Below are 22,227 nucleotides of genomic sequence, written 5' to 3'. Positions count from 1 at the left end.
GATCACCTGGGAGGAGTGCACGTTCCCCGGTGTCGCCGAGGAGACGGTCAAGAAGTTCAAGACCGTCAAGGGTGTCGCCTCCTCGACCGTCAGGGTGCGGTCCGGCGCACGGAACCGCAGGGAGTACGCGAGCGACTTCTTGCCCTCGCCCACCTGCTCACCCGTGTAGACGTCGAACAGGCGGATGTCCTCCAGCAGGTCGCCGGCCGAGGAACCGAGCACCTCGGACACCGACTGCACCGGCGTCGACGCGTCCACGACCAGAGCCACGTCCAGCAGCACCGGCGGGTACGGCGACACCATCGGGGCCGGGCGGTGGTCCTCCAGCGGCAGCGCGTCCAGGTCGAGCTCGAACGCCACCGTGCGCTTGGGCAGGCCCAGCGCCTCGACCACCTTCGGGTGCAGCTCACCGGCGTGGCCGACGGGCCAGTCGCCGACGCGCAGCTCCGCACAACGGCCGGGGTGCCACGGCAGCAGGTCCGACGCCACGACGCGCAACTGCACGCCGTACGCCTGACCGACCCGGCGAGCGGCCTCGACCGCGTCGGACCAGGTGGCCATGCGGCCCTTGCCCCACCAGCCGGCCAGCTCGCGGTGGCCCGTGAGCACACCCGCGACGTGCAGCGGCTGCTGCGGCAGTGCGGCCAGCAGCGAGGCCACCTCGGCCTCGGTCGGGCGGCGGTCGACACCCAGCGCCGGCACCGGAACCTGTTGCGCGCGCGGCAAAGTCACCTGCGCGATGTTGTACAGGGCGACGTCCTTGGCGCCACGGGCCAGGTTGCGCTGCAACGTCTCCAGCAGACCCGGCAGCAGCGTCGTCGCGAGGACGTTCTTGTCCGCCTCCAACGGGTTCAGCACGCCGACGGTGTTGCGGCGGACGTCGTCCGCCGACAGACCGAACGCGTCGAACACCGACGGGTCGATGAACGGGAACGGCTTGACCTCGATGAAACCGTCCTCGGCCAGCGTGCGCCACACCGTGCGGCGGCGGCGCTGCTGCTCGGTCAGGCCACGACCGGCCGGAGCGGGCGGCAGCGTCGAGGGAATCGTGTCGTAGCCCTCCAGCCGCAGCACCTCCTCGACCAGGTCGGCGGGCTGCACGAGGTCGGCACGCCACGTCGGCGGCACGGCCGTGACGATCGTCTGGCCGTCGTCCGACGTGGTCACGGAGACCTGGCAGCCGATCTGGCCGAGACGGCGAGCCGTGACACCACGGGCATAACGCACACCCGCGACGCGGTCCGGCAGGTCGATCGGCATCGACACGGGCTCGGGCAGGGTCGGCACACCGACGTCGGTGCGGCCCGGCTTGATCTGGCCCTCGGCGTAGTGGTTGAGCAGCTTGGCCGCCCGCTCCAGCGCCACCGGTGCCAGCGCCGGGTCGACCGTGCGCTCGAAGCGCTTCGCGGCCTCGGACGGCAGCTTGTGCCGGCGAACCGTGCGCGCGATGGACGCCGGGTCCCAGTTCGCAGCCTCCAGCAGGATGTCCGAGGACGAGTCCTGGACCTCCGTCGAAGCGCCACCCATGACACCGGCCAGCGAGATCACGCCGGAGTCGTCCGCGATCACGATGTCGTCGGGGTCGAGAGCGCGCACCGAGTCGTCCAGCGTCGTCAGCTTCTCGCCCGCGACCGCGCGCCGGACCTTCAGCGCACCCTGGATCGAGGCGGCGTCGAACGCGTGCAGCGGCTGGCCGAGTTCGAGCATCACGTAGTTCGTGATGTCGACCGGCAGCGAGATCGAGCGCATGCCCGCGAGCATCAGCCGGCGGCGCATCCACCACGGCGTCGGCGCGGTCGGGTCGACACCGGTGACGCGACGGGCCACGAAACGGGAGCAGCCGGTGCGGTCCTCGATGTGGACCGGCCACACCTCGCCCTCGGCCTCGGGGATCTCGACGACACCGGGATCGCCGAACGGCACGTCCAGCGCGCACGCGATCTCACGGGCGAGGCCGCGGACCGAGAACGCGTAGCCGCGGTCCGGGGTCGGCGCGAGCTCGATGACCGTGTCGGTGAGACCGAGCAGCTCCAGCGCGTCGTCGCCCGGCTGCGAGGTGCCGGTGGGCAGCACGAGGATGCCGGAGTGGTCGTCGCCGATGCCGAGCTCGTCGGAGGCGCAGATCATGCCCTGCGACACGCGGCCGTACGTCTTGCGCTCGGCGATCTCGAAGCCACCCGGCAGCACGGCGCCGGGCAGCGCGACGACGACCGAGTCGCCCTCGACGAAGTTCGTGGCGCCGCAGATGATGTTGTTCACCTGCTCGGGGCCGACCTCGACCTGGCAGTAGCGGATCGGCTTCTTGAACTCGGTGAGCTCCTCGATGGCGACGACGCGACCGGCGACGATCGGGCCGGTCACGGGACCGAGCGGGCTCACCTCCTCGACCTCGATGCCGATGCGGGTGAACGCGTCGGCGAGCTCGTCGGGTGTGGGGACTTCGTCGAAACCGAGGTGTTCGACCAGCCAGCTGACCGGGATGCGCACCGGATCAGGCCTCCGTTCCGAATGGCTGGGTGAAGCGGACGTCGCCCTCGACCATGTCGCGCATGTCGGGAAGACCGTTGCGGAACTGCAGGGTGCGCTCGAGGCCCATGCCGAACGCGAAACCGGAGTAGACGTCCGGGTCGACGCCGGTGGCGCGCAGGACGTTGGGGTTGACCATGCCGCAGCCACCCCACTCGACCCAGCCGGCGCCGCCCTTCTTCTCCGGGAACCACACGTCGACCTCGGCCGACGGCTCGGTGAAGGGGAAGAAGCTCGGGCGCAGACGGGTCTTCGAGTCCTCGCCGAACATGGCGCGCGCGAACGCGTCCAACGTGCCCTTGAGGTGGCCCATGGTCAGGCCCTTGTCGACCGCGAGGCCCTCGACCTGGTGGAACACCGGGGTGTGCGTCGCGTCGAGCTCGTCGGTGCGGAACGTGCGGCCGGGGCACACCACGTACACCGGCAGCTCGCGATCGAGCAGCGTGCGGGCCTGCACCGGCGAGGTGTGCGTGCGCAGGACGAGCGCGGAGTCGGCGGGGGCGATGTAGAACGTGTCCTGCATCGAGCGGGCCGGGTGGTCCTTGCCGAAGTTCAGCGCGTCGAAGTTGAACCACTCGGTCTCGAGCTCGGGCCCCTCGGCGATCTCGTAGCCCATGGCCACGAAGACGTCGCCGATGCGCTCGGCGAGGGTGGTGATCGGGTGGCGCGCGCCGCGGGGGAAGCGGTCCCAGGGCAGCGTGACGTCGACGGACTCCTCGCGCAGCACCCGCTCGTCGCGTTCGACCTGGAGCACGGCGTGGCGCTCGTCGAACGCGGTCTTGATCGCGGACTGCGCCTCGTTCACCCGCTTGCCGGCCTCGGCCTTCGCCTTGGGAGGCAGCGCACCGATCTCGCGGCGAGCCAGCAGCACGGGCGACCGGTCACCGAGGTGGCCGGGCTTGACCGAGGCGAGCGCCTCGAGGTCGGCAGCTCCAGCGAACGCCTCGCGCGCCTTCTGCACGGCCGCGTCGAGGTTCTCGGCCGACAGCGCCGCGACCTCCTTGGGGTCGTACGGGTCGTTGGCTCCGGACATGGTTGGACAACAGCTCCCAGTCTTAATTCCACCCGCGGACATCAGGTACTCAACAGACCGATCCTAGTGGGTGCGCTCTTGACCGCTCCCGGACGTTCCATTAAAGGGCGGCACCGGCCCCTCGCGGATCCCTAGGATGGGCGGCATCATGTCGCACACTTTCCGCGTCGACCTGCGCGGCATCATCGACCTGCTCAGCCACCACCTCTACAGCTCCCCTCGCGTCTACGTGCGGGAACTGCTGCAGAACGCCGTCGACGCGATCACGGCACGGCGTGAGCTCGACCCGTCGTGTCCCGCCGAGGTGACGATCACCTGCGGCCCGGAGCTGCGGATCACCGACACCGGCGTGGGGCTCACCGAGGACGAGGTGCACGAGCTGCTCTCGACGCTCGGCCGCACCTCGAAGCGCGATGAGCTGGGGTTTGCCCGTGAAGGGTTCCTCGGCCAGTTCGGCGTCGGCATGCTGTCGTGCTTTCTCGTCGCGTCTTCAGTGACGGTCATCACCCGGTCCGCTCGCGGTGGTGCGGGGGTGCGCTGGGAAGCGGATTCCAGCGGCAACTACACAGTGTCCGAAATGGACACCGCGGACGGTGTGCCGATCGGTACGACGGTCGTGCTGGCTGCTTCGCGCGGCAACGAGCACTGGCTCGAAGCGGACGTCGTGCGGCCGTTGGTCAAGGACTACGGCGATCTGCTCCCGGCCGTGGTGACGCTGGACGGCGAGACGGTCACGCGCGGCGAGCGGCCGTGGGATGACGAGGACGCGGACCTGTCGGCCTACTGCGAGCAGGTCTTCGGGTTCACGCCGTTCGAGGCGATCCCGATCGAGGTCGAGGCCGCTGGGCTGACCGGCGTCGCGTTCGTGCTGCCCGAGGGCGTGCATCCCGGAACGCGGCAGACGCACCGGGTCTACCTGAAGCGGATGCTGGTCGGTGACAACGTCGAAGGCCTGCTGCCGGACTGGGCGTACTTCGTGCGGTGCGTGGTCGACGCGTCCGCGATCCGGCCGACGGCGTCGCGCGAGTCGCTGTACCAGGACGAGACGCTGCTGGCGGTGCGGGAGGAGCTCGGCGAGCAGATCCGCGACTGGCTGATCAGGCTGGACGCGATCGAACCGCGCCGCGCCGGTGAGCTGCTGGCCGCACACCACCTCGGGATCAAGTCGCTGGCGCGGTCCGACGACGAGATGCTGCGGCTGGTCGAGCGCTGGCTGCCGTTCGAGACGACGGACGGCCCGGTGCCGCTGCGGCAGTTCCGGCGCAAGCACGGCGCGATCCTCTACATCCCGGACGTCGACGAGTTCCACCAGCTGGCGCCGGTCGCGGCCGCCCAGGGGCTGGGGCTGGTGAACGCCGGTTATGCCTACGACCTGGAGCTGCTGAACCGGCTGAGCGCGTTGGACGGTCCGTCCATCGCTCGTCGGGTGGCGCCAACCGAGCTGCTGGCGGCGCTGGCCGACCCGGAGCCGGACATCGAGACGGCGTTGCGGCTGCGGCTGTCCGAGGGCGCGGCGGCGCTGGACCGGCACGACTGCGACGCGGTGATCCGCGACTTCGACCCGGTCTCGTTGCCCGCCTTGCTGATCAGCAACGCCGAGCAGCAGCGCAAGCTCGACACCGAGCAGACCGCCGAGGAGGTCTCGGACCCGTTGTGGGCGGAGCTGCTGGGCCAGCTCACCGCGGACTCGGGGTCGGCGCGGGCGGAGCAGCTGGTGCTCAACTGCCGCAACCCGCTCGTGCAGCGGCTGGCGCGGCTCACCGACCCGGCACTCGTCGAGCTGACTCTGGAATCTCTGTACGTGCACGCCGTCCTGCAGGCGCGGCGGGCGATGCGACCGAAGGACACGGCGGCGCTCAACCGCTCGTTCCTGGAACTTCTGGACCGCGCTGTGGGGGGACGATGAACGACTTCACCAACGAGGACGCCGAAAAAGCGTTCATCGAGGCGTACCACATGCCCACGGGCATGCCGAAGCACGAGGCGCTGGAACGGGCCGCGCGCATGTCCGACGCGCTGGGTCACACGCCGCTCGGGGTGTCGTGCCGGATCGCGTTGCTCGACTCGGCCTACTACCTCTCGCGCTACGACCTGATGCTCGCGCCGTTCGCCTGGGCGTTGACGGCGCAGGAGAAGGACCCGGAAGCGTTCGACGACAACGAGCGGCACCGGCTGGACTGGGCGCACAAGTGGATCGGCAGCGGGCTGCGGCGTGACCCGCGGTTCTCGCTGGAGCAGATGCAGTCGGTGATCGGGCAGCTCGCGGACCGGTACGGGCAGCGCGGGTACTCGGTGCAGCCGGTGCACGGGGCGCGTGCCGAACACGCCTACCACGTCGGCGACATGGCCGGTCTCGCCGAGCACCTCGGGAAGTACCTGGCGACCGAACGCGGGCCGATGGCGGACTGCGCGGCGTGTGTGGTCGAGGAGCAGGTCTGGATGCTGGCACGACTCGGCCGGTTCTCCGAAGCCGCCGCGCACGGCTGGGAAGGGCTGTCGGGTGAGACCGGCTGTTCCACGCAGCCCCAGGGGATCCTGACCGCGCTGCTGTGGCCGTTGCTGGAGATCGGCGAGGTCGAACGGGCCGCGCACGCGCACACGACCGCATACCGGTTGATCAAGGAAGACGACATCACGTCGTACGTGCACGAGCACATCCGGTTCTGCGCGCTGACCGGGAACATCGCGCGCGGCGAGGAGATCCTGCGGCGGTCGCTGCACAAGGTGACCGCGGTGCAGCTGCCCGCGGACGAGATGTCGTTCGCGCAGTCGGCCTCCGTTCTGCTGCAACGTCTTCCCGCTGACACCGAGTTCGAGGTGCCTTCTGTCGGGACGTTGACGGCTGCCGAGCTGCTGTCGCGGCTTTCCACGCGTGCTGTGGAGCTGGCCAAGGCCTTCGACGCGCGGAACGGGACCTCGGCGTGGGTCACGCGGGTGACGGAGGCGTTGGAGCACGCCGACTACCCCGCTGTGCCGCTGGCGGTTCCGTCCGCGCCGGTGGTCGCCGTCGCCGAGGAGCCGGTCGTGTTCGGTGATCCCGTGGAGATCGCCGAGGCCATGGTGACGCTGTACGACCAGGGCGACTTCGTGAAGGCGCGGCGGATGCTCGACTCGCTGCCCGCGGACATGGACTCGTTGCTGCCGCCCGATCTCGCCGCGCACGCCGGGATCCGGCGGATGACGACGGGGCTGGTGCCGTTCTCCCCGGACGAGTTCGACGCGCTGCTCTCCGCGCTGCCGCACGATCTCGCGCTGCGGTACCGGGCGCGGATGGCGATCGGCGTGGAGGGCGGGCAGGAGATCGCCGAGCGGTGCCTGGCCGAGGCCGAGTCCGACTTCACCCGGTCGGTCGCGGCGTTGACGCTGGCCGAGCTGCTCGACGATGCGCACGCGCACGAGGCAGCCGCGGAGATGCTCGCCCTGGCATCCTCTTTGGACGTTCCGGAGCTGCGTGGGCGGGTGTTGGTCGAAGCCGCCGAACACCGTGCGCGGCAACAGGATCTCGAAGGTGCCTACACGGACATCTTGGCCGCCATGGCGGGCTCGTTGCCGGTGAGCGCGCGGTTCGAGGGCTTCCGGTTGCAGCTGCGGCTGGAGACCTTGCTGCGCCGGGTCGACGACGCGATGGCGACGGCGCGGGCGTTCGTGTCGGCGTTCCCGCTGCCAGAAGCCGCCGAGGCGCGCTGGTACCAGGTGGCGTCGATCCAGGAGCTGGACCAGGAAGCGGCCTGCCTGTCCGACCTCCGGGACGCCGTGGCGATCTCGCGCACGCACCTCTCCCCCGGCCACACCGCGCACTTCTGCTTCGCGTTGAGCGGCGGCTACGTGCAGATGGACCGGTTCGTCGAGGCGGCCGAGGTGCTGGAGGAGTCGCTGCGGCTGCTTCAGGACGGCCAGGACGACCTGCGGCTGCAGGTGGTGTTCCGGCTCGGGCAGGTGTGCCGCAAGCTGGGCGAACTCCCTGCCGCCGAACGGAATCTGCGCGAGGCGTCGTCGCTGCTGCCTCCCGAGGAGGTCGGCCGGCGGGCGTTCCTGCTGGACGCGCTCGCCTCGGTGCAGGTCCGCGCGCACAAGCACGAGGAGGCCATCGCGTCGTGGCGCGCGGCCGCCGGGTTGTGGCAGCAGGAGGGCGACATCTCGGAGGCGATCGGCTCGCTGATCGAGCTGGCGTCGGCGTTGCCGGACGAGGACGTCCACGAGACGCGCGCGGCCGTGGACGAGGCCGAGTCACTGCTCTCGTCGCTGGACGATCCGACCGAGGTGACGCGGCGGCAGGCGGAGATCACGGCGATCCGCGCGTGGGTGCACGGGCAGGCCGGGGAGTTCGCGCTGGCGATGAAGAACTACCGCGACGCCGAGGCGATGGTGGTCTCGTTGGGCGACGAGGGCTGGCGGGTGTTCATCGTGCTGCGTTCAGCGCATGTGCTGCTGGGTGCCGACGACGCCGAGGGCGCGGAGGCCGAGGCGCGCCGGGCGGCATCGCTGCTGCCCGACGACAACCAGGTCGCCAACGTCCTCTCCGTGCTCTCGGAGGCGTTGCAGCGCCAGAACAAGCCCTCCGGCACCGATCCGCTCGTGCGTGAGCTGACCGCCCGGCTCGACTGATTGATGAAGGGAGCGTTCATGAACGTGAGGTTTGTGAACGCTCCCTTCATCACGCTTTCAGTGCCTTCTCGTAGGCGACCTCGAAAGCCTCGTCCGCCGGCACCGCGATGTGCGGGACCACGCCGACGGCTTCCCAGTTGGTGCCGGAGATCGGGTTGATCGAGCGGCCGTTCGGGACCGCCGACTTGAGGTGCGGGCCGACCCGGTAGCGGCTGCCCGGGTGGGCGCCTCCCCTGGTGGTCTCCCCGATGAGGGTGGCGCGCTTGGTCTGCTGGAGGTTGTAGCTCAGTTCCTCGGCGGCGGAGAACGTTCGGCTGCTGGTCAGGACGTAGATCGGCTTCTTGCCGCCGAACTTCGGGCCCGGCACGTGCGGCAGCGTCCAGTACTGCTCGGTCTTGTCCTGGGGGCGGTCGTAGATGTCGTTGAGGTGGAAGCGCTCGTCGAACAGGTAGCTGCAGATCAGCGCCACCGTGTTCGGGTCGCCGCCGACGTTGTCGCGCAGGTCGATGATCAGCGCGTCGGTGTGGGCGATGAGGTTCATGGCCGCGGTGACGGCGGGCGTGGCGATCTCGGCGTCGTGCAGCATGCGGAGCTTGAGCAGGCCGATGTTGCCCTCAAGACGCTCGATCTTGGTGATGCCGAACGCGTCCTGCTCCGCTTCCTTCTGGTACGCGACCATGTCAAAGGCGAACTGCTCACCGTTGTCCGGGACCTCGGCCTCGCTGTAGAGCAGGCGCAGGTGCTTGTCGCCGTTGACCGACTGCAGGTCCTTCGTGACGCGGGCCGCGAACTCCTCGTCGTCCGTCGCGTCCGCGTAGGCGCCCTCGGCCAGCCGGGTGCGCAGGACGGTGGCGATCTCGGCGGCCGTGTCCGGGAAGACGTAGTAGGAAGCGAGCTGGGAGCACAGGAGTTCGATCTCTGGTTCGCGCACCGGCACACGATACGAGACGCACTGCGAACCGCGAGGGGATTTTCGGCGTGCTTGCTGGTGTGTACCCCGACTGGGAGTTCGACCACATCGACCCGTCGCTCGCCAACCCGTTGAACGAGGTGCTGGCGAGCCTGCGTTCCCGGTGCCCTGTCATCGACTCCACCGCGCACGGTGGGTTCACGGCGGCACTCACCTACGACACGATCAAGCAGATCCTGGGAGATCACTCGACGTACAGCTCTGTCGACGGCATCGCGATCCCGCGGCTGACGATGACCGGGAAGCCTCCCATCGACTTCGACCCGCCGCTGCACACGATGTACCGCAAGATCCTGCAGCGGCACTTCACGCGTGCGGCCGTGGCGCAGTACGACGACACGTTGCGGACGTTGGTGCGGCACCGGATCAAGGAGCTGCTCGCGGCCGGGTCCTTCGACCTGGTGCCGGCGCTCGCGCACTACCTGCCGCCGGCCGCGATCGCGTTGATCCTGGGCATGCCTCCCGAGGACGGAACGCTGTTCCTCGGGTGGGTGGACAGGCTGTTCCTGGCCGCGCGCACCGGGCAGCGGGAGGACGGTGACCTGGCACTGACGGAGTTCAAGAGCTACATCGCCGCACAGCTGGACCGGCAGCGAGCGGCCGGGGCGGACACGGTGGCACTGGCGATCGCGGACGGGACGGTGGACGGGCGGCCGTTGTCGTCCGAGGAGCAGATCGGGATGTTCGTGTTCCTGATCATCGCCGGGCACGAGACGACCGTGCACGGGCTCAGCGCGATGCTCTGGTTCCTGGCTTCCGCGGACGGGTTGCGCGAGCGGGTGCTCGCGTCGCCGTCGTTGATCCCGCGGATGGTCGACGAGTGCCTGCGGATCGAGGCGCCGGTGGTGGGGATCGCGCGGACCAGGGTGCCGGACGGGCGGCGGGTGCTGGCGGTGCTCAACGCGGCGAACCACGACCCGGCGGTTTTTGCCCGGCCGACGGAGTTCAGCTGTGAGCGCGACCGGAATCCGCACCTGGCGTTCGGGTACGGCGTGCACCGGTGCGTGGGCGAGCATCTCGCGTTGCTGGAGATGCGGATCGTCGCCGAGGAGGTGCTGGAGCTGATGCCGGACTACCGGTTCGCGCCCGGCTTCAGTCCACAGTGGAGCGGCGGGAAGATGACCCGGGGCATCGAGTCACTTCCTGTTCAGCTGCGCTGATCGCGCGCCGAGGCGTAGAGGCAGACCGCGGCGGCCGTCGCGAGGTTGAGGCTTTCGGCGGCCCCGTACAGCGGCACCTTCAGCGAGGTGTCGAGGCTCGCGAGGACGTCATCCGGCAGGCCGTGGGCCTCGCTGCCGAACACCCACGCGGTGGGCTGCTTCAGGTCGCCCTTCACCGAGGCCTCGACGAGGTCGTCCTCGGCATAGCCGTCGGCGGCGACGAGCCTGAGGCCCGCTGCGCGGCACGCGGCGAAAACCTCTGCGGCGTCCCGGGAACGCGCGATCGGCAGGTGGAAGAGCGAGCCGGTGGAGGCGCGCACGCACTTGCCGTTGTGCGGGTCGACCGTGTCGCCCGCGAAGATCACCGCGTCGGCTCCGGCCGCGTCCGCCACGCGCGTGACGGTGCCCGCGTTGCCGGGGTCCGAGACGCCGTAGAGAACCGCAACGAGCTTCGGGGTGCCTTGCAGGGCGTTTTCGAGTGGCTGCGGGACGGCGTCGACGACCGCGATGATGCCTTGGGGCGTCACGGTTTCCGACAGCGACTCGGCGGCCTTGTCGGTGACCTCACTGATCCGGATGCCGTGGTCCTGCGCGGCCTGGAGCAGCTCGGGGTTGCGGTCCGCTGCCGTCTGCGTGACGAAGAGCTCGTGCACCACGCCGTTTTTCCAGGCGAGCGCTTCACGTACGGCCTGGGCCCCCTCGACGAGGAAGCGACCGGCCTTGTCCCGGCCCTGACGGCGGGTCAGGTGGCGCGCAGCAACGACCCGAGGCGTCCGTTCGGTGAACGGAGCTGCCTCGGGTCGTTGTCCGTACTGGCTCAGGCCTGGTCCCCGGCCGGAGCGTTCACGTCGGCGGGCAGAGCGCCGCGGGCGATCTCGACGAGAGCCGAGAAGGCGTTGGCGTCGTGCACGGCGAGGTCCGCGAGGATCTTGCGGTCGACCTCGACGCCACCAAGGCGCAGGCCCTGGATGAGACGGTTGTAGGTCATGCCGTTCGCGCGGGCAGCGGCGTTGATCCGCTGGATCCACAGCTTGCGGAAGTCGCCCTTGCGCGCACGCCGGTCGCGGTACGCGTAGTTGAGCGAGTGGAGCACCTGCTCCTTGGCCTTGCGGTACAACCTCGAGCGCTGGCCGCGGTAACCGCTGGCGAGCTCAAGGGTGGTACGGCGCTTCTTCTGGGCGTTCACAGCCCGCTTGACGCGTGCCACGGGTCCATCCTGTCGATCTCATGGGGGGCCAGGGGTCGGGGCCCTGTGCCCCCGAAATTAGCTAGGGGATACGAAGCGGGTCAGAGACCGAGCAGCTTCTTGATGCGCGGCGCGTCGTGCTCCGACACAACCGCGGTGCCGCTCATGCGACGCGTCACCTTGCTGGACTTCTTCTCCAGGATGTGGCGCTTGCCGGCCTTCTCCCGGAGGATCTTGCCGCTGCCCGTGACCTTGAAACGCTTCGAGGTCCCGCTGTGCGTCTTGTTCTTCGGCATTTCCGTCCTCGTCTCGTGCTACCCACCGGGTCGGGGGCGGGGCAATGCGTCCTACTCGGCGGCTTCGGCGACGTCGTCACCCTCGACGGCGTCGTCCTGGTCCTGCTTCGCCGAACGCGGCTTGATGTTCTTGTGCGGCGCCAACACCATGATCATGTTGCGGCCGTCCTGCTTCGGGTTGGACTCCACGAAGCCGAGCTCCGCGACGTCCTCCGCCAACTTCTGCAGCAACCGGTAGCCGAGCTCGGGGCGCGACTGCTCTCGACCGCGGAACATGATGGTCACCTTGACCTTGTTCCCGTGCGAGAGGAAGCGGGCCACGTGGCCCTTCTTCGTCTGGTAGTCGTGCGGGTCGATCTTCGGCCGGAGCTTCTGCTCCTTGATCACAGTCAGCTGCTGGTTCCGACGAGACTCGCGAGCCTTCTGCGCCGTCTCGTACTTGAACTTGCCGTAGTCCATGAGCTTGCAGACCGGCGGTCGAGCCTGCGCGGCGACCTCGACGAGGTCCAGATCCGCTTCCTGCGCGAGTCGGAGCGCGTCCTCGATGCGAACGATCCCGACCTGCTCGCCGTTCGGCCCGACCAGTCGGACCTCAGGCACGCGGATGCGGTCGTTGATGCGCGGCTCGGTGCTCACAGGAGCACCTCGGTTCGAGGGACTTGTCATTCACGTCCTTTAAGACTCGTTTGCGCCAAAAACAAGAGCCCCGTCGTCGATGACGACAGGGCCCGCTTCCGACCGATCACAAACCTGCCTGCTCGGACGCCCGTGCGCCCTGACTGCCAGGATGACCGGACCCGGCCACCTCAAGAAGCGGTGATCGCGGGTGGGAGCGGGGCTCCACTTGCCGCTCTCGCACTAACGAGAGCTGGTCGCGTCAGAAATACTAGCAGACGCGGTTGTCAACCCCCGAATCGCGGCCGTGTGACGTCGGCTTGCTTGAATGTCGGGGTGACCGATCCGCTTGAAGACAGTGTCCGCGACCTGGGTGATGTCCCCAGCATCGAGGTGATCAGCCGGGCGGCCGTGATGCTGCTGTCCGCCGCCGCCGAACGCCTCGGCCTGGCCGACCCGGACCCGGACAACTCGCCGCGCCGCGACCTGGACGAGGCGCGCCGCCTGATCACCGCCCTGGCCGGCCTGATCACCGCGTCCGGCGAGTACCTCGGCCCGCACGCCGCGCCGCTGAAGGACGGTCTGCAGTCGGTGCAGCGGGCGTTCCGCGAGGCCTCGGTCGTGCCCGACGAGCCCGGCCAGGGTCCCGGCGAGAAGTACACCGGTCCCGTCTACTGATCCGCTCGCACCACGACGGGTTCCCACGGCTCGGCCCTGATCTGGAACACCGCGCTCGCCCGCTGCCCGGTCGCCGCCCTGAAGGTGATGGCGCTGCCGTTGTGCAGCGGGCCGAGCGCGAGGTGCTCGGCCGGCGGTTCGTCGTACTGCGACAGGCCCAGCACCCGGCTGCCCGGCACCACGGAGACCGTCAGCTCCTCGATGACCGCGGGCCCGCCGAAGTAGCTGAGCCGGAACTCGTCGGGCGCGCCGGGCGTGATGGCGAACGTCGGCATGCCCCGGCGCATGCGTTCGGCGTTGAGGCTCTCGGTCAGCTCGTTCACCTGCTGCGTTGCCTGCTGGGCGGTGAGCTGGGCCTCGTCCGCGAGCATCCGGGACGCCTCGGCGGCTTCCTGGGCCTGCTCGGCCGCCTCCTGAGCCTGGTTCGCCGCCTTCTTGGCCTCGTCCAGCGCGGTCTTGGCCTGCAGCGCACTCGTCGTGGCCTGCTCGACGGCTCTGCGCGCCGCCTGCGCCTCGTCGTACGCCTGCTTGGCCGCGTCCTGGGCGTTCCTGGCCTCTCGCGCCTGCCACAACGAGATGGCCACGGCGCACATCGCCACGACGGCGGCGATCACCGCGAGCGCGATCATGCCCGCACCCCCAGCGCCGCGAGCTGACGTTTGGCCAGCTCCTCGATGACGTCGAGGTCGCCTGTCCGCCACGCCACCGCGGGGTCGCCGTCGAACTTGGCGAGCTCTCGCGGTTTCAGGCTGGTAAGCGCTCTCAGGGCGAGCAGATCGGGCTTGTTCCTGAGCTTGGCGGTGTTGGCGGCTTTCAGCGCGTACCTGACGCGGACCGGCAGCCACGTGATCAACAGGAACAGGACAGGGATCGTGATGAGGGCCACCTGAAGCCAGAACGCGGTGTCCTGCACCACCCCGATCTGCGTGTTGCCGACCCCGATCAACGTCTCGCCGGCCTTGGTGCCGTTGCCGAGCGCCCCGGACAGGTCGTCGCCGACCAGCGGAATGCCGCGCGCCTTGCCGGCCGCGTTGGTGAAGACGTCGCGGATGTCGCCGCCCGCGTTGACCAGGCCGTCGCCGGGGGCTCTCAGTTCGAGGACCCAGTCGTGGGCGGTGGTGGCCACCCAGATCCAGATGGCCACCCACGCCACGGCGAGGAGGTCGGCGATCAGCTGACGCGTGAGCCTGGCAGGTCTGTCCGCGTACCACTTCATACGCGGGATGTTGCCATGGAAAGGATCTGCGACCGAAGAGAGCAGGTGGACCGTGCACCGGGCCGCCTGCTCCGTCAGCGCTTTTCGTCGAGGACGTAGAACTTCATGACCCAGGCACGCTGCTCCTCGGGGGACCCGGCCGAGCCGATGTCGGCGGGATCGAAAATGTCGACCCGCTCCCCTGACAGCAGGCTGAACTTCGGCCAGATCAACGGCACGATCGACGAGGTCGCGCTCTACCAGCACCCGCTGGGCGAGTCCGCGGTCAAGTGGCGGTCCGCGGCACCCGCCTCGGCCGATCCGGCGCTGCGGTGCCAGACCGCCGCACCGATCATCGTGCGGCACGCCGACACGAGCCTGGGACTGCGGGCGCACCGGTCCCGGCGGCCGCGTGTACGAGTTTCACGCCGGAAGGCGAGATCAACAAGTTCGTCTGGACCGCCACCGGGCGGAAGGACGGCGAGGTGGGCGCCGGCGTAGCTACTGGCTCAGCAGGCGGGCCCAGTGCTCGCCCGTCTGCTGACCGATCCAGTCGCCGTACAGCAACGCCCACCGGCGACTCGGTTCCGCCCAGAACTCGTTGACCAAGGCCACAGCGTCTTCTTCGCTGTGGCCTTGACGTTTCAGGGCCTCGGCGGTGTCGGCCATGACTTTCGCCTGCTCGTCGTTCGAGGCGTACCGGAAGCCGGTCTTCCCGGTGCTCAGCAACATCAACGGCTGGTCGTCGTCCTCGAACCCGGCCATGACCGGCGCGTCGGTGAACAAGGTGACGTGCGAGCTCACCGGAATGACGTCGTCGTACGGCTCGGAGATCGCGAACAGCGCCGTGGCCGGGCGATCAACTGCCCTCAGGCAGGCCCGCGCGTAGGCCAACGAGATGGCGAACAAGTCGGCCAGCTCGTCCTGACGCGGGATCTCCAGGCTGTCGCCGTGCTCGGCAGCGGCGGCCAGAGCATCCGGCAGGGTCACCTCACCGGGCCTGATCGCGTGCAGCGCGGCCCGCATCCGGAAGTTGGCCTTCTCCGAGATCAACCGCGTGCCTCCGGGAACGGGAAGGGGCACGCCCCCGGACGGAGGCGTGCCCCAGCAAAGCACCTGCCGATCTGGGTGCGCGAGTCGAAGCGCCCAGACGGTCCGGAGGACGGATCAGTCGACGACGGCCAGCGCGTCGATCTCGACCAGCAGACCGGCCGGGAGTCCTACGTAGACGGTCGTGCGGGCCGGCGCCGGCTCGGTCACGAACTCGCCGTAGACCTCGTTCAGTTCCGCGAAGTGCGCGGTGTCGGTGAGGTAGACGCGGATCATCACCACGTCGTCGATGGACGCGCCACCGGCGGCGAGCACCGCGTGCAGGTTCGCGAACGTCTGCCGCGTCTGCTCGGCAACGGTCGTGCCGACGATCTCACCGGTCTTCGGGTCGAACGCGACCTGGCCGGCCACCTGCAGGATGTTGCCCTTGCGCACACCCTGCGAGAACTTCGCCACCGGCTGCGGCGCGTCGGCGGTCTTGATCTCAACCTTGGACAACGGATTTCCCCTTAACTGTGTTCAACTTCTGGGAACGTAACCGCACTCGATGGACGCGGCTTCTGCAGTGGCCAGCAAGTCGGGAAGGTGGGACAGCAGCCCGTCGAAGTCGAGCAGCACCTTGGGCACCGACATCGACACGGCCGCGAGCACCTCACCACGCGAACCCTTGATCGGGGCCCCGATGCAGTGGATGAAGTCCTCGTGCTCGGCGTTGTCGACGGCGTACCCGTTGGCGCGCACGCGATCCAGCTCCGCGAGATACGCGGCCGGGCCGGTGATGGTGTTCGCCGTCAGCCGCGGGAACTCCATCGACGCCATGATCTTCTGCAACGCCGGCGCGGGCAGGTCGGCGAGCAGGATCTTCGCCACGGCCGTGCAGTGCAACGGCGCGCGGCGGCCGATGCGCGAGTACATGCGCATCTGGTGCCGTGACTCGTACTTGTCGATGTAGATCACCTCACCGTCCTCGTAGGACGCGAGGTGGACGGTGTGACCCAGGCGGGCGTTGAGATCGCGCAACGCGGGCTCGGCGGCGCGGCGCACGTCGCGTTCCTCCAGAGCGAGGTTGGCGAGGTCGAACAACGCCGTGCCCAGACGGTAGTGGTGCACTCCGTCGCGCTGCACGAACCGGTGCGACTCCAGGGTGCGCAACAACCGGAGCGTCGTCGACTTGTGCACGCCGATCACGCCGGACAGCTCGTCCAGCGTCTTCGGGCCCGTCGCGAGCTGGCTCATCAACGTGAGCGCGCGGTCGAGGCTCTGGCTCATCTACTCCTCCAGGCGGGCGGACGCCCAGGTCTGCGGGTCGGCGTGCAGCAGCGGATCTGTCACGTCGTCCGGCAAAGGATCTCCGACGTCCTCGGCGGTGAGCAAAGCGGCGGCCGCCTGCAGGTGGCCCGCGCGCAACCGGACCGACGCCGTCTCCCCCGCCAAGGTAGCCGCCAGGAACCCCGCCGCGAACGCGTCGCCCGCGCCGACCGGTTCCACAACCTCGACCTTCAGCGCCGGTTCGAAGTACGACGAACCGCCTTCCAGCAGCGTCGCACCCTCCGCACCCTGCTTCACGACCAGCGCGGACGGGCCGGGCAGCAGCTTGCGGAGTCTGGCCGGGTCACCCGTCCCCCACACCAGTTCGGCTTCGTCGGAGCCCGCGAGCACGATGTCGGCCATGTCCGCGAGCTCCCGCAGCACGCGCGGGTCGCGGTCGGCCCACAACGCGGGCCGCCAGTTCAGGTCGAACGAGATCTTGAACCCGTGCCTCGGGCGCCTGAGCAGTTCCCGCATCATGGCGAGGCACGAATCGGACAAGGCGGGCGTGATTCCGCTGAGGTGCACCAGCTTCACCTCGCCGAGGCCCAGCCGGTCGATCATCTCCAGCCCCATGCCCGACGCCGCCGAGCCGCGCCGGTAGTAGCGCACCGGGCTGCCGTTCGGCGAGGCCTCCTTGACGTAGAGGCCGGTCGGGCGAGTGGGGTCGATCCGCACCCGCGAGGTGTCGACGCCGAAGCCGCTCACCGCGTCGAGCACCGCGAGCCCGAACGAGTCGTCGCCGACCGCGCTGACCCACGACGACCGGACGCCGAGGCGCGTGAGGTGGACGGCGACGTTGGACTCGGCGCCCCCGACGGCCCGGTGCCAGGTGCGCACCAGATGCACAGGACCGGGTTCAGCCGGAACCATCATCACCATGGTCTCGCCGAGACACACGACACCGCCGACGTGTTCGAACCGCATGCGTGCTCCAGAGGTGTTCGTTGACGGCGGCGCTACCGAATGCTACACACTCCAGCATCACATCGCGCAATGGGAGTTGCAAAATATGCAACATCTGATGGAGATGGACCTCTCGGCCGTCGCGGAGATCCGTTCCGAACGCATCGACTGGCGGTTCAAGGGCCTGCCGTCGAGCACGTTCGGGTCGACCATCGGCGAGGTCGCGGACCAGCGACTGGACCTCTTCGCCGACGAGTTCGTCGGGCCGCTCGTCGTGCTGGACGCGGACGCGTTGACGCACAACCTGACGACGATGGCCAAGTGGTGTGCCAACCACGGCGTGCAGCTCGCGCCGCACGGCAAGACGACGATGGCGCCGCAGCTGTTCCAGCGGCAGATCGAGCACGGGGTCTGGGGCATCACCGCGGCCAACGCGTCGCAGCTGCGCGTCTACCGGGCGTTCGGGGTCTCGCGGATCCTGCTGGCGAACCAGCTGCTGGATCCGGGGGCGCTGCGCTGGCTGGTCGCCGAGCTGGACCACGACCCGCGGTTCGAGTTCAGCTGCTGGGCCGACTCCGAGGCCGGCGTCGCGTTGATGAGCGAGACGCTGCAGGAGCTGCAGGCGTCACGGCCGGTCGACGTGCTGGTCGAACTGGGTGCTCCCGGCGGGCGGACCGGTGCGCGCGATCTGGAGACGGCTTTGGCCGTGGCCCGTGCGGTGGACCAGAGTCCGGTACTGCGACTGGCGGGCGTGAGTGGCTATGAAGGCGCGTTGGCGCACGACGCTTCCGAGTCCTCACAGTCCATTGTGGACCGGTACTTGACCGACCTGCGGACGCTGGTGCTGCGGATGGCCGACGCGGGCATGCTCGACGAGCTGGACTCGGTGATCGTCACCGCCGGTGGCAGCGCGTACTTCGACCAAGTGGCGGCGACGTTGACGCAGCCGTGGCCGATTCCGGTGAACCCGGTGCTGCGCAGCGGTGCGTACATCACGCACGACGACGGCTTCTACCGCGGGATCTCGCCGTTCTCCCGGATCGACGGAGTGGAGCCGTTCCGGAGCGCCTTGCGCGCGTGGGCCCAGGTGACGTCACGGCCGCAGCGCGACCTGGCGTTGCTGACGATCGGCAAGCGCGACGCGTCGTTCGACGAAGGTCTGCCGGAGCCGCAGCTGGTGCGCCGCCGTGATGGTGCGGTCGCGCCGCTGACCCAGGCGCGGGTCTCCGCGCTGAACGACCAGCACGCGTTCCTCCAGCTCGGCGCCGAGGCCACGGTCCGGGTCGGCGACTGGGTCGGGCTCGGGCTTTCCCACCCCTGCACGGTGTTCGACAAGTGGCAGCTCATCCCGGTCGTCGAGGGCACGACCGTGGTCGACCTGATTCGCACCTACTTCTGAGGGGAGTGCTCCGATGGACGACGTCGTCCTGCGCGGACCGCTGATCGCCGACGGCACCGGCACGCCCGCCCACCGCGCGGACGTGTCCATCAAGGACGGTGTGATCGCGTCGATCGGTCACGGGCTTTCGGGCACCCGGTCGATCGACGCGGACGGGCTGGTGCTCGCGCCGGGGTTCATCGACATGCACTCGCACTCAGATCTGCGGATCCTGGCCGAACCGGACCACCTGGCGAAGGTCTCGCAGGGTGTCACGACCGAGGTGCTCGGCCAGGACGGGCTGTCGTACGCGCCGGTGAACGACGAGGTGCTCGCCACGCTGCGCGGTCAGCTCGCCGGGTGGAACGACGACCCGCCCGGCTTCGACTGGAACTGGCGCTCGGTCGGCCAGTACCTCGACCGGCTCGACCAGGGCATCGCGGTGAACGCGGCTTACCTCGTCCCGCAGGGAACGCTGCGAATGCTGGCTGTGGGCTGGGAAGACCGGCCGGCGACCGACGCCGAGATGCTCGTCATGAAGAACGAGCTGGCGAAGTCGTTGGTGGAGGGCGCTTTCGGCATGTCCTCCGGGCTCACCTACACGCCCGGCATGTACGCGGAGACGTCCGAACTCGTGCAACTGTGCGAGGTCGTCGGCAACTACGGCGGCTTCTACAGCCCGCACCACCGCAGCTACGGCGCGGGCGCACTGGAGGCGTACGCCGAGATGGTGGACGTGTCGAAGAGATCCGGCTGTCCGCTGCACCTCGCGCACGCCACGATGAACTTCCCGGTGAACAAGGGCCGCGCGCCCGAACTGCTGGCTTTGCTGGACGACGCGATCGCCGCGGGTGCGGACATCAGCCTCGACACCTACCCGTATCTGCCGGGCGCCACCTATTTGAGTGCACTGCTGCCGTCGTGGGCGACGGAAGGCGGACCGGACAGGGCGCTGGCGAGGTTGTCCGATGTGGACACCCGCGAGCGCATCCGGGAGGAGATCGAGGAGATCGGCTCGGACGGCTGCCACGGCGTGCCGGTCGACTGGGACTCCATCGAGATCAACGGTGTCCGCGACGAACGCAACGCGCACCTCGTCGGCGCCAGCGTGCTGCAGTCGGCGGCGCGGCTGGGGCGCAACCCGGCCGACCTGTACTTCGACGTGTTGGTCGACGAACGCCTGGGTACCTCCTGCCTCATGCACGTGGGCCACGAGGAGAACGTGCAGGCGATCATGAAGCATCCGGCGCACACGGGCGGCAGCGACGGCCTGCTCGTGGGCGACCGGCCGCACCCGCGCGCGTGGGGCACGTTCCCCCGCTACTTCGCGCGCTATGTCCGTGAACTGGGCGTGCTGAGCCTGGAGGAGTGCGTCGAGCACCTCACCGGCCGAGCTGCCAAGCGTTTGCGGCTCACCGACCGAGGTCTGGTCCGCGAGGGTTTCGCGGCCGACCTGGTGCTGTTCGACGCTTCGACGATCGCCGACACGGCGACGTTCGACCAGCCTCGGCAGCAGGCCGCCGGCATCCCGTACGTGTTCTGCAACGGGGTGACGGTGATCGACGACGGAACCGCCACCGGCGCATTGCCAGGCCATTCACTCAGGAGCCGCCCGTGATCCACTGGTTGCAACACTCAACAGGGGGCTTGCTCACCCTCGCGGTAGTCAGCATCGCGGTGCTGTTGCTGCTCATCATCAGGTTCAAGGTCGAGCCGTTCATCGCGTTGATCGTCGTCGCGCTCGGCGTGGCCCTGGCTGCGGGCGTGCCGACGGAGACGCTGGTCGGGTCGGCGCAGAAGGCCTCGGACTCGTTGCTGGAGAAGGGCTTCGGCGGCATCCTCGGCCACATCACCGCGATCATCGGGCTCGGCACGTTGCTGGGCGCGATCCTCGAGGCGTCCGGTGGCGCGCAGGTGCTGATGGACAAGCTGATGACCGCGTTCGGCGAGAAGCGCGCACCGGTCGCGATCGGCCTCGCCGGCCTGATCTTCGGCGTGCCGGTCTTCTTCGACATCGGCATCTTCGTGCTCGCGCCGCTGGTCTACGTGGCGGCGAAGCGGTCCGGCAAGTCGATCGTGCTGTTCAGCATGCCGTTGCTGGCGGGCCTTTCGGTCATGCACGCGTTCATGCCGCCTCACCCGGGACCGGTGGCGGCGGCCGGTCTGCTCAAGGTGTCGCTCGGCTGGATCATCATCATGGGTCTCGCGGTGGCGATCCCGTCGTGGTTCGTCGGCGGCATCCTGTACTCGTACTGGATCGGCAAGCGCATCAACGTGCCGGTGCCGGAGGAGATGCTGGTCGCGGCCGAGGCCGCTCGCGCGGAGAACGGTGACCGCGAACCGCCGTCGCTCGGTCTGGTGCTGTCGATCATCGGCCTGCCACTGGTGCTGATCCTCGCCGGCACGTTCGGCTCGATCCTGCTGCAGAAGGGGTCGCGGCCGTACTCGATCGCGACGTTCTTCGGCACGCCCGCGGTGGCGTTGACGATCGCGGTGCTGCTCGCGTTCTGGCTGCTGGGGTTCCGGCGCGGCATGACGCGGGACAAGATCGCCGAGATGGCCGGCGCGTCGCTGCGTCCGGTCGCGATGATCCTGCTCGTGGTCGGTGCCGGTGGCTTCTTCGGCGCCGTGCTCGCCGCGACGGGCATCGGCAAGACGCTGGCGGGCGAACTTTCGGACCTCGGCCTGCCGGTGATCGCGTTGTCCTACGTGATCAGCTGCGTCATCCGGATCGCGCAGGGTTCCGCGACCGTCGCGATCGTGACGACCGCGGGCATCGTGGCGCCGGTGCTGGCGGACCTGAACTACTCGCAGCCGCAGCTCGCGCTGGTCGTCATGGCCATCGCGTCCGGTTCGATCATCGCCTCGCACGTCAACGACGGCGGGTTCTGGATCGTGTCGCGGTACTTCGGGCTGTCGGTGAAGGAGACGCTGCAGTCGTGGACCGTGCTGGAGACCATCCTCTCGGTGGTCGGTTTCGTGGTCGCCGGGCTGCTCAGCCTGGTCGTCTAATCAGACATAACTCAACAAGTTCGAACGCTTGACATCACGAGCCCCGCGTCTCAGGATCGGCGCATTGTTCATTTGTGTTTGATGTGGACGGGGCCCGCATGAACAACACGGAGGTCGTGCACCTGCACGACGCCACCTCCAGCGTGGTGATCGACGTCCGGGGCACCGGGCTGCCGGTCGTCACCCACTGGGGGCGAACGCTCGGAGACGTCGGCCAGGATGCCCTGCGCACCCTGGCCCCCGGGGTGTTCTGGCCAGAAGACAACAACAAACACCAACAAAAGGGGAAAATAACTCGGCTAAACAAAG

Annotated in this window: 22 protein-coding genes; 8 read left to right on the top strand and 14 right to left on the bottom strand. The window is 69.0% G+C overall.

Annotated features, from left to right (window positions below):
- Together pheT and pheS are read right to left on the bottom strand one after the other, a co-directional pair.
- The coding region (pheT, locus tag ABZX92_RS36975) for a phenylalanine--tRNA ligase subunit beta (protein WP_355570106.1) at positions 1 to 2,487 on the bottom strand (2,487 nt) is incomplete at its 3' end.
- 4 nt (positions 2,488 to 2,491) lie between these two features.
- Complete coding sequence (gene pheS, locus ABZX92_RS36970) at positions 2,492 to 3,559, bottom strand: phenylalanine--tRNA ligase subunit alpha (protein WP_355570105.1); 1,068 nt, start codon at positions 3,557 to 3,559, stop codon at positions 2,492 to 2,494.
- 148 nt (positions 3,560 to 3,707) lie between these two features.
- On the opposite strand from pheS, the gene ABZX92_RS36965 reads away from it, so the two are divergent.
- On the top strand, positions 3,708 to 5,465 hold the full coding sequence (locus ABZX92_RS36965; protein WP_355570104.1) for an HSP90 family protein: 1,758 nt from the start codon (positions 3,708 to 3,710) through the stop codon (positions 5,463 to 5,465).
- Positions 5,462 to 8,164 (top strand): hypothetical protein, encoded by a 2,703-nt coding sequence (locus ABZX92_RS36960; protein ID WP_355570103.1) that lies wholly within the window; start codon positions 5,462 to 5,464, stop codon positions 8,162 to 8,164. Before ABZX92_RS36965 ends, ABZX92_RS36960 begins: the two co-directional genes overlap by 4 nt.
- A gap of 49 nt (positions 8,165 to 8,213) precedes the next feature.
- Here the strand turns inward: ABZX92_RS36960 and ABZX92_RS36955 are convergent, their stop codons facing one another.
- Entirely contained in the window at positions 8,214 to 9,095 is an 882-nt protein-coding gene (locus tag ABZX92_RS36955) for a S41 family peptidase (protein WP_355570102.1), read from the bottom strand.
- A gap of 47 nt (positions 9,096 to 9,142) precedes the next feature.
- Between ABZX92_RS36955 and ABZX92_RS36950 the strand changes: the two genes are divergently transcribed.
- Positions 9,143 to 10,294 (top strand): cytochrome P450, encoded by a 1,152-nt coding sequence (locus ABZX92_RS36950; protein ID WP_355570101.1) that lies wholly within the window; start codon positions 9,143 to 9,145, stop codon positions 10,292 to 10,294.
- On the opposite strand, the gene ABZX92_RS36945 is transcribed toward ABZX92_RS36950, so the two are convergent.
- From ABZX92_RS36945 to infC, 4 genes are all read right to left on the bottom strand, one after another.
- Positions 10,282 to 11,040 carry an RNA methyltransferase gene (locus ABZX92_RS36945; RefSeq protein ID WP_355570107.1) on the bottom strand — a complete coding sequence of 253 codons (759 nt, stop codon included), beginning with the start codon at positions 11,038 to 11,040 and terminating at the stop codon, positions 10,282 to 10,284. The genes ABZX92_RS36950 and ABZX92_RS36945 overlap by 13 nt on opposite strands.
- 71 nt (positions 11,041 to 11,111) lie before the next feature.
- Positions 11,112 to 11,501, bottom strand: coding sequence for a 50S ribosomal protein L20 (gene rplT / locus ABZX92_RS36940; RefSeq protein ID WP_086663967.1), 390 nt, complete (start codon positions 11,499 to 11,501; stop codon positions 11,112 to 11,114).
- Between the two features lie 80 nt (positions 11,502 to 11,581).
- Positions 11,582 to 11,776: a 50S ribosomal protein L35 gene (gene rpmI, locus ABZX92_RS36935; RefSeq protein ID WP_030481724.1), complete on the bottom strand. Its 195-nt coding sequence runs from the start codon at positions 11,774 to 11,776 to the stop codon at positions 11,582 to 11,584.
- 51 nt (positions 11,777 to 11,827) lie between these two features.
- Complete coding sequence (gene infC / locus ABZX92_RS36930) at positions 11,828 to 12,442, bottom strand: translation initiation factor IF-3 (protein ID WP_355570100.1); 615 nt, start codon at positions 12,440 to 12,442, stop codon at positions 11,828 to 11,830.
- A 285-nt stretch (positions 12,443 to 12,727) separates the two neighbouring features.
- Here infC and ABZX92_RS36925 point away from each other — a divergent pair, with 285 nt between their 5' ends.
- On the top strand, positions 12,728 to 13,069 hold the full coding sequence (locus ABZX92_RS36925) for a DUF1844 domain-containing protein (protein ID WP_355570099.1): 342 nt from the start codon (positions 12,728 to 12,730) through the stop codon (positions 13,067 to 13,069).
- On the opposite strand, the gene ABZX92_RS36920 is transcribed toward ABZX92_RS36925, so the two are convergent.
- From ABZX92_RS36920 to ABZX92_RS36890, 7 genes are all read right to left on the bottom strand, one after another.
- Positions 13,063 to 13,698, bottom strand: a complete 636-nt coding sequence (locus ABZX92_RS36920; protein ID WP_355570098.1) for a hypothetical protein — start codon at positions 13,696 to 13,698, stop codon at positions 13,063 to 13,065. The genes ABZX92_RS36925 and ABZX92_RS36920 overlap by 7 nt on opposite strands.
- Complete coding sequence (locus tag ABZX92_RS36915) at positions 13,695 to 14,285, bottom strand: hypothetical protein (protein WP_355570097.1); 591 nt, start codon at positions 14,283 to 14,285, stop codon at positions 13,695 to 13,697. The genes ABZX92_RS36920 and ABZX92_RS36915 overlap by 4 nt, the downstream gene beginning before the upstream one ends.
- Positions 14,286 to 14,359: 74 nt before the next feature.
- Positions 14,360 to 14,503 (bottom strand): hypothetical protein, encoded by a 144-nt coding sequence (locus tag ABZX92_RS36910; protein WP_355570096.1) that lies wholly within the window; start codon positions 14,501 to 14,503, stop codon positions 14,360 to 14,362.
- A gap of 262 nt (positions 14,504 to 14,765) precedes the next feature.
- Positions 14,766 to 15,347 carry a hypothetical protein gene (locus tag ABZX92_RS36905; RefSeq protein WP_355570095.1) on the bottom strand — a complete coding sequence of 194 codons (582 nt, stop codon included), beginning with the start codon at positions 15,345 to 15,347 and terminating at the stop codon, positions 14,766 to 14,768.
- Positions 15,348 to 15,431: 84 nt separating this feature from the next.
- Entirely contained in the window at positions 15,432 to 15,812 is a 381-nt protein-coding gene (locus ABZX92_RS36900) for a Rid family detoxifying hydrolase (protein WP_355570094.1), read from the bottom strand.
- A 21-nt stretch (positions 15,813 to 15,833) separates the two neighbouring features.
- Positions 15,834 to 16,583 (bottom strand): IclR family transcriptional regulator, encoded by a 750-nt coding sequence (locus ABZX92_RS36895; protein ID WP_355570093.1) that lies wholly within the window; start codon positions 16,581 to 16,583, stop codon positions 15,834 to 15,836.
- The gene (locus tag ABZX92_RS36890; protein WP_355570092.1) at positions 16,584 to 17,549 is read right to left on the bottom strand and encodes a sugar kinase; all 966 of its coding nucleotides are present in this window, start codon (positions 17,547 to 17,549) and stop codon (positions 16,584 to 16,586) included.
- Between the two features lie 97 nt (positions 17,550 to 17,646).
- On the opposite strand from ABZX92_RS36890, the gene ABZX92_RS36885 reads away from it, so the two are divergent.
- The 4 genes from ABZX92_RS36885 to ABZX92_RS36870 form a co-directional block, all read left to right on the top strand.
- A complete protein-coding gene (locus ABZX92_RS36885) occupies positions 17,647 to 18,927 on the top strand; it encodes an amino acid deaminase (RefSeq protein ID WP_355570091.1) in 1,281 nt (426 codons plus the stop codon).
- A 13-nt stretch (positions 18,928 to 18,940) separates the two neighbouring features.
- Complete coding sequence (locus tag ABZX92_RS36880; RefSeq protein WP_355570090.1) at positions 18,941 to 20,524, top strand: D-aminoacylase; 1,584 nt, start codon at positions 18,941 to 18,943, stop codon at positions 20,522 to 20,524.
- Positions 20,521 to 21,918, top strand: a complete 1,398-nt coding sequence (locus tag ABZX92_RS36875) for a gluconate:H+ symporter (RefSeq protein ID WP_355570089.1) — start codon at positions 20,521 to 20,523, stop codon at positions 21,916 to 21,918. The genes ABZX92_RS36880 and ABZX92_RS36875 overlap by 4 nt, the downstream gene beginning before the upstream one ends.
- A gap of 98 nt (positions 21,919 to 22,016) precedes the next feature.
- Positions 22,017 to 22,227, top strand: a 211-nt coding sequence (locus tag ABZX92_RS36870) for a hypothetical protein (RefSeq protein ID WP_355570088.1), incomplete at its 3' end; no start/stop codon positions are given.

This window comes from Lentzea sp. NPDC006480 (genome assembly GCF_040611995.1).
Taxonomy (GTDB): Bacteria; Actinomycetota; Actinomycetes; order Mycobacteriales; family Pseudonocardiaceae; genus Lentzea.
The sequence above is the reverse complement of the archived record's forward strand: the minus strand, read 5'-3'. Positions and strand labels throughout refer to the sequence as shown.

Excerpts from the sequence above, each read along its gene's own strand:
- ABZX92_RS36965 (WP_355570104.1), top strand. The coding sequence starts at position 3,708 with ATGTCGCACACTTTCCGCGTCGACCTGCGCGGCATCATCGACCTGCTC.
- pheS (WP_355570105.1), bottom strand. The coding sequence starts at position 3,559 with ATGTCCGGAGCCAACGACCCGTACGACCCCAAGGAGGTCGCGGCGCTG.
- ABZX92_RS36915 (WP_355570097.1), bottom strand. The coding sequence starts at position 14,285 with ATGAAGTGGTACGCGGACAGACCTGCCAGGCTCACGCGTCAGCTGATC.
- ABZX92_RS36960 (WP_355570103.1), top strand. The coding sequence starts at position 5,462 with ATGAACGACTTCACCAACGAGGACGCCGAAAAAGCGTTCATCGAGGCG.
- infC (WP_355570100.1), bottom strand. The coding sequence starts at position 12,442 with ATGACAAGTCCCTCGAACCGAGGTGCTCCTGTGAGCACCGAGCCGCGC.
- ABZX92_RS36880 (WP_355570090.1), top strand. The coding sequence starts at position 18,941 with ATGGACGACGTCGTCCTGCGCGGACCGCTGATCGCCGACGGCACCGGC.
- ABZX92_RS36885 (WP_355570091.1), top strand. The coding sequence starts at position 17,647 with ATGGAGATGGACCTCTCGGCCGTCGCGGAGATCCGTTCCGAACGCATC.
- rpmI (WP_030481724.1), bottom strand. The coding sequence starts at position 11,776 with ATGCCGAAGAACAAGACGCACAGCGGGACCTCGAAGCGTTTCAAGGTC.
- ABZX92_RS36920 (WP_355570098.1), bottom strand. The coding sequence starts at position 13,698 with ATGATCGCGCTCGCGGTGATCGCCGCCGTCGTGGCGATGTGCGCCGTG.
- ABZX92_RS36895 (WP_355570093.1), bottom strand. The coding sequence starts at position 16,583 with ATGAGCCAGAGCCTCGACCGCGCGCTCACGTTGATGAGCCAGCTCGCG.
- ABZX92_RS36890 (WP_355570092.1), bottom strand. The coding sequence starts at position 17,549 with ATGCGGTTCGAACACGTCGGCGGTGTCGTGTGTCTCGGCGAGACCATG.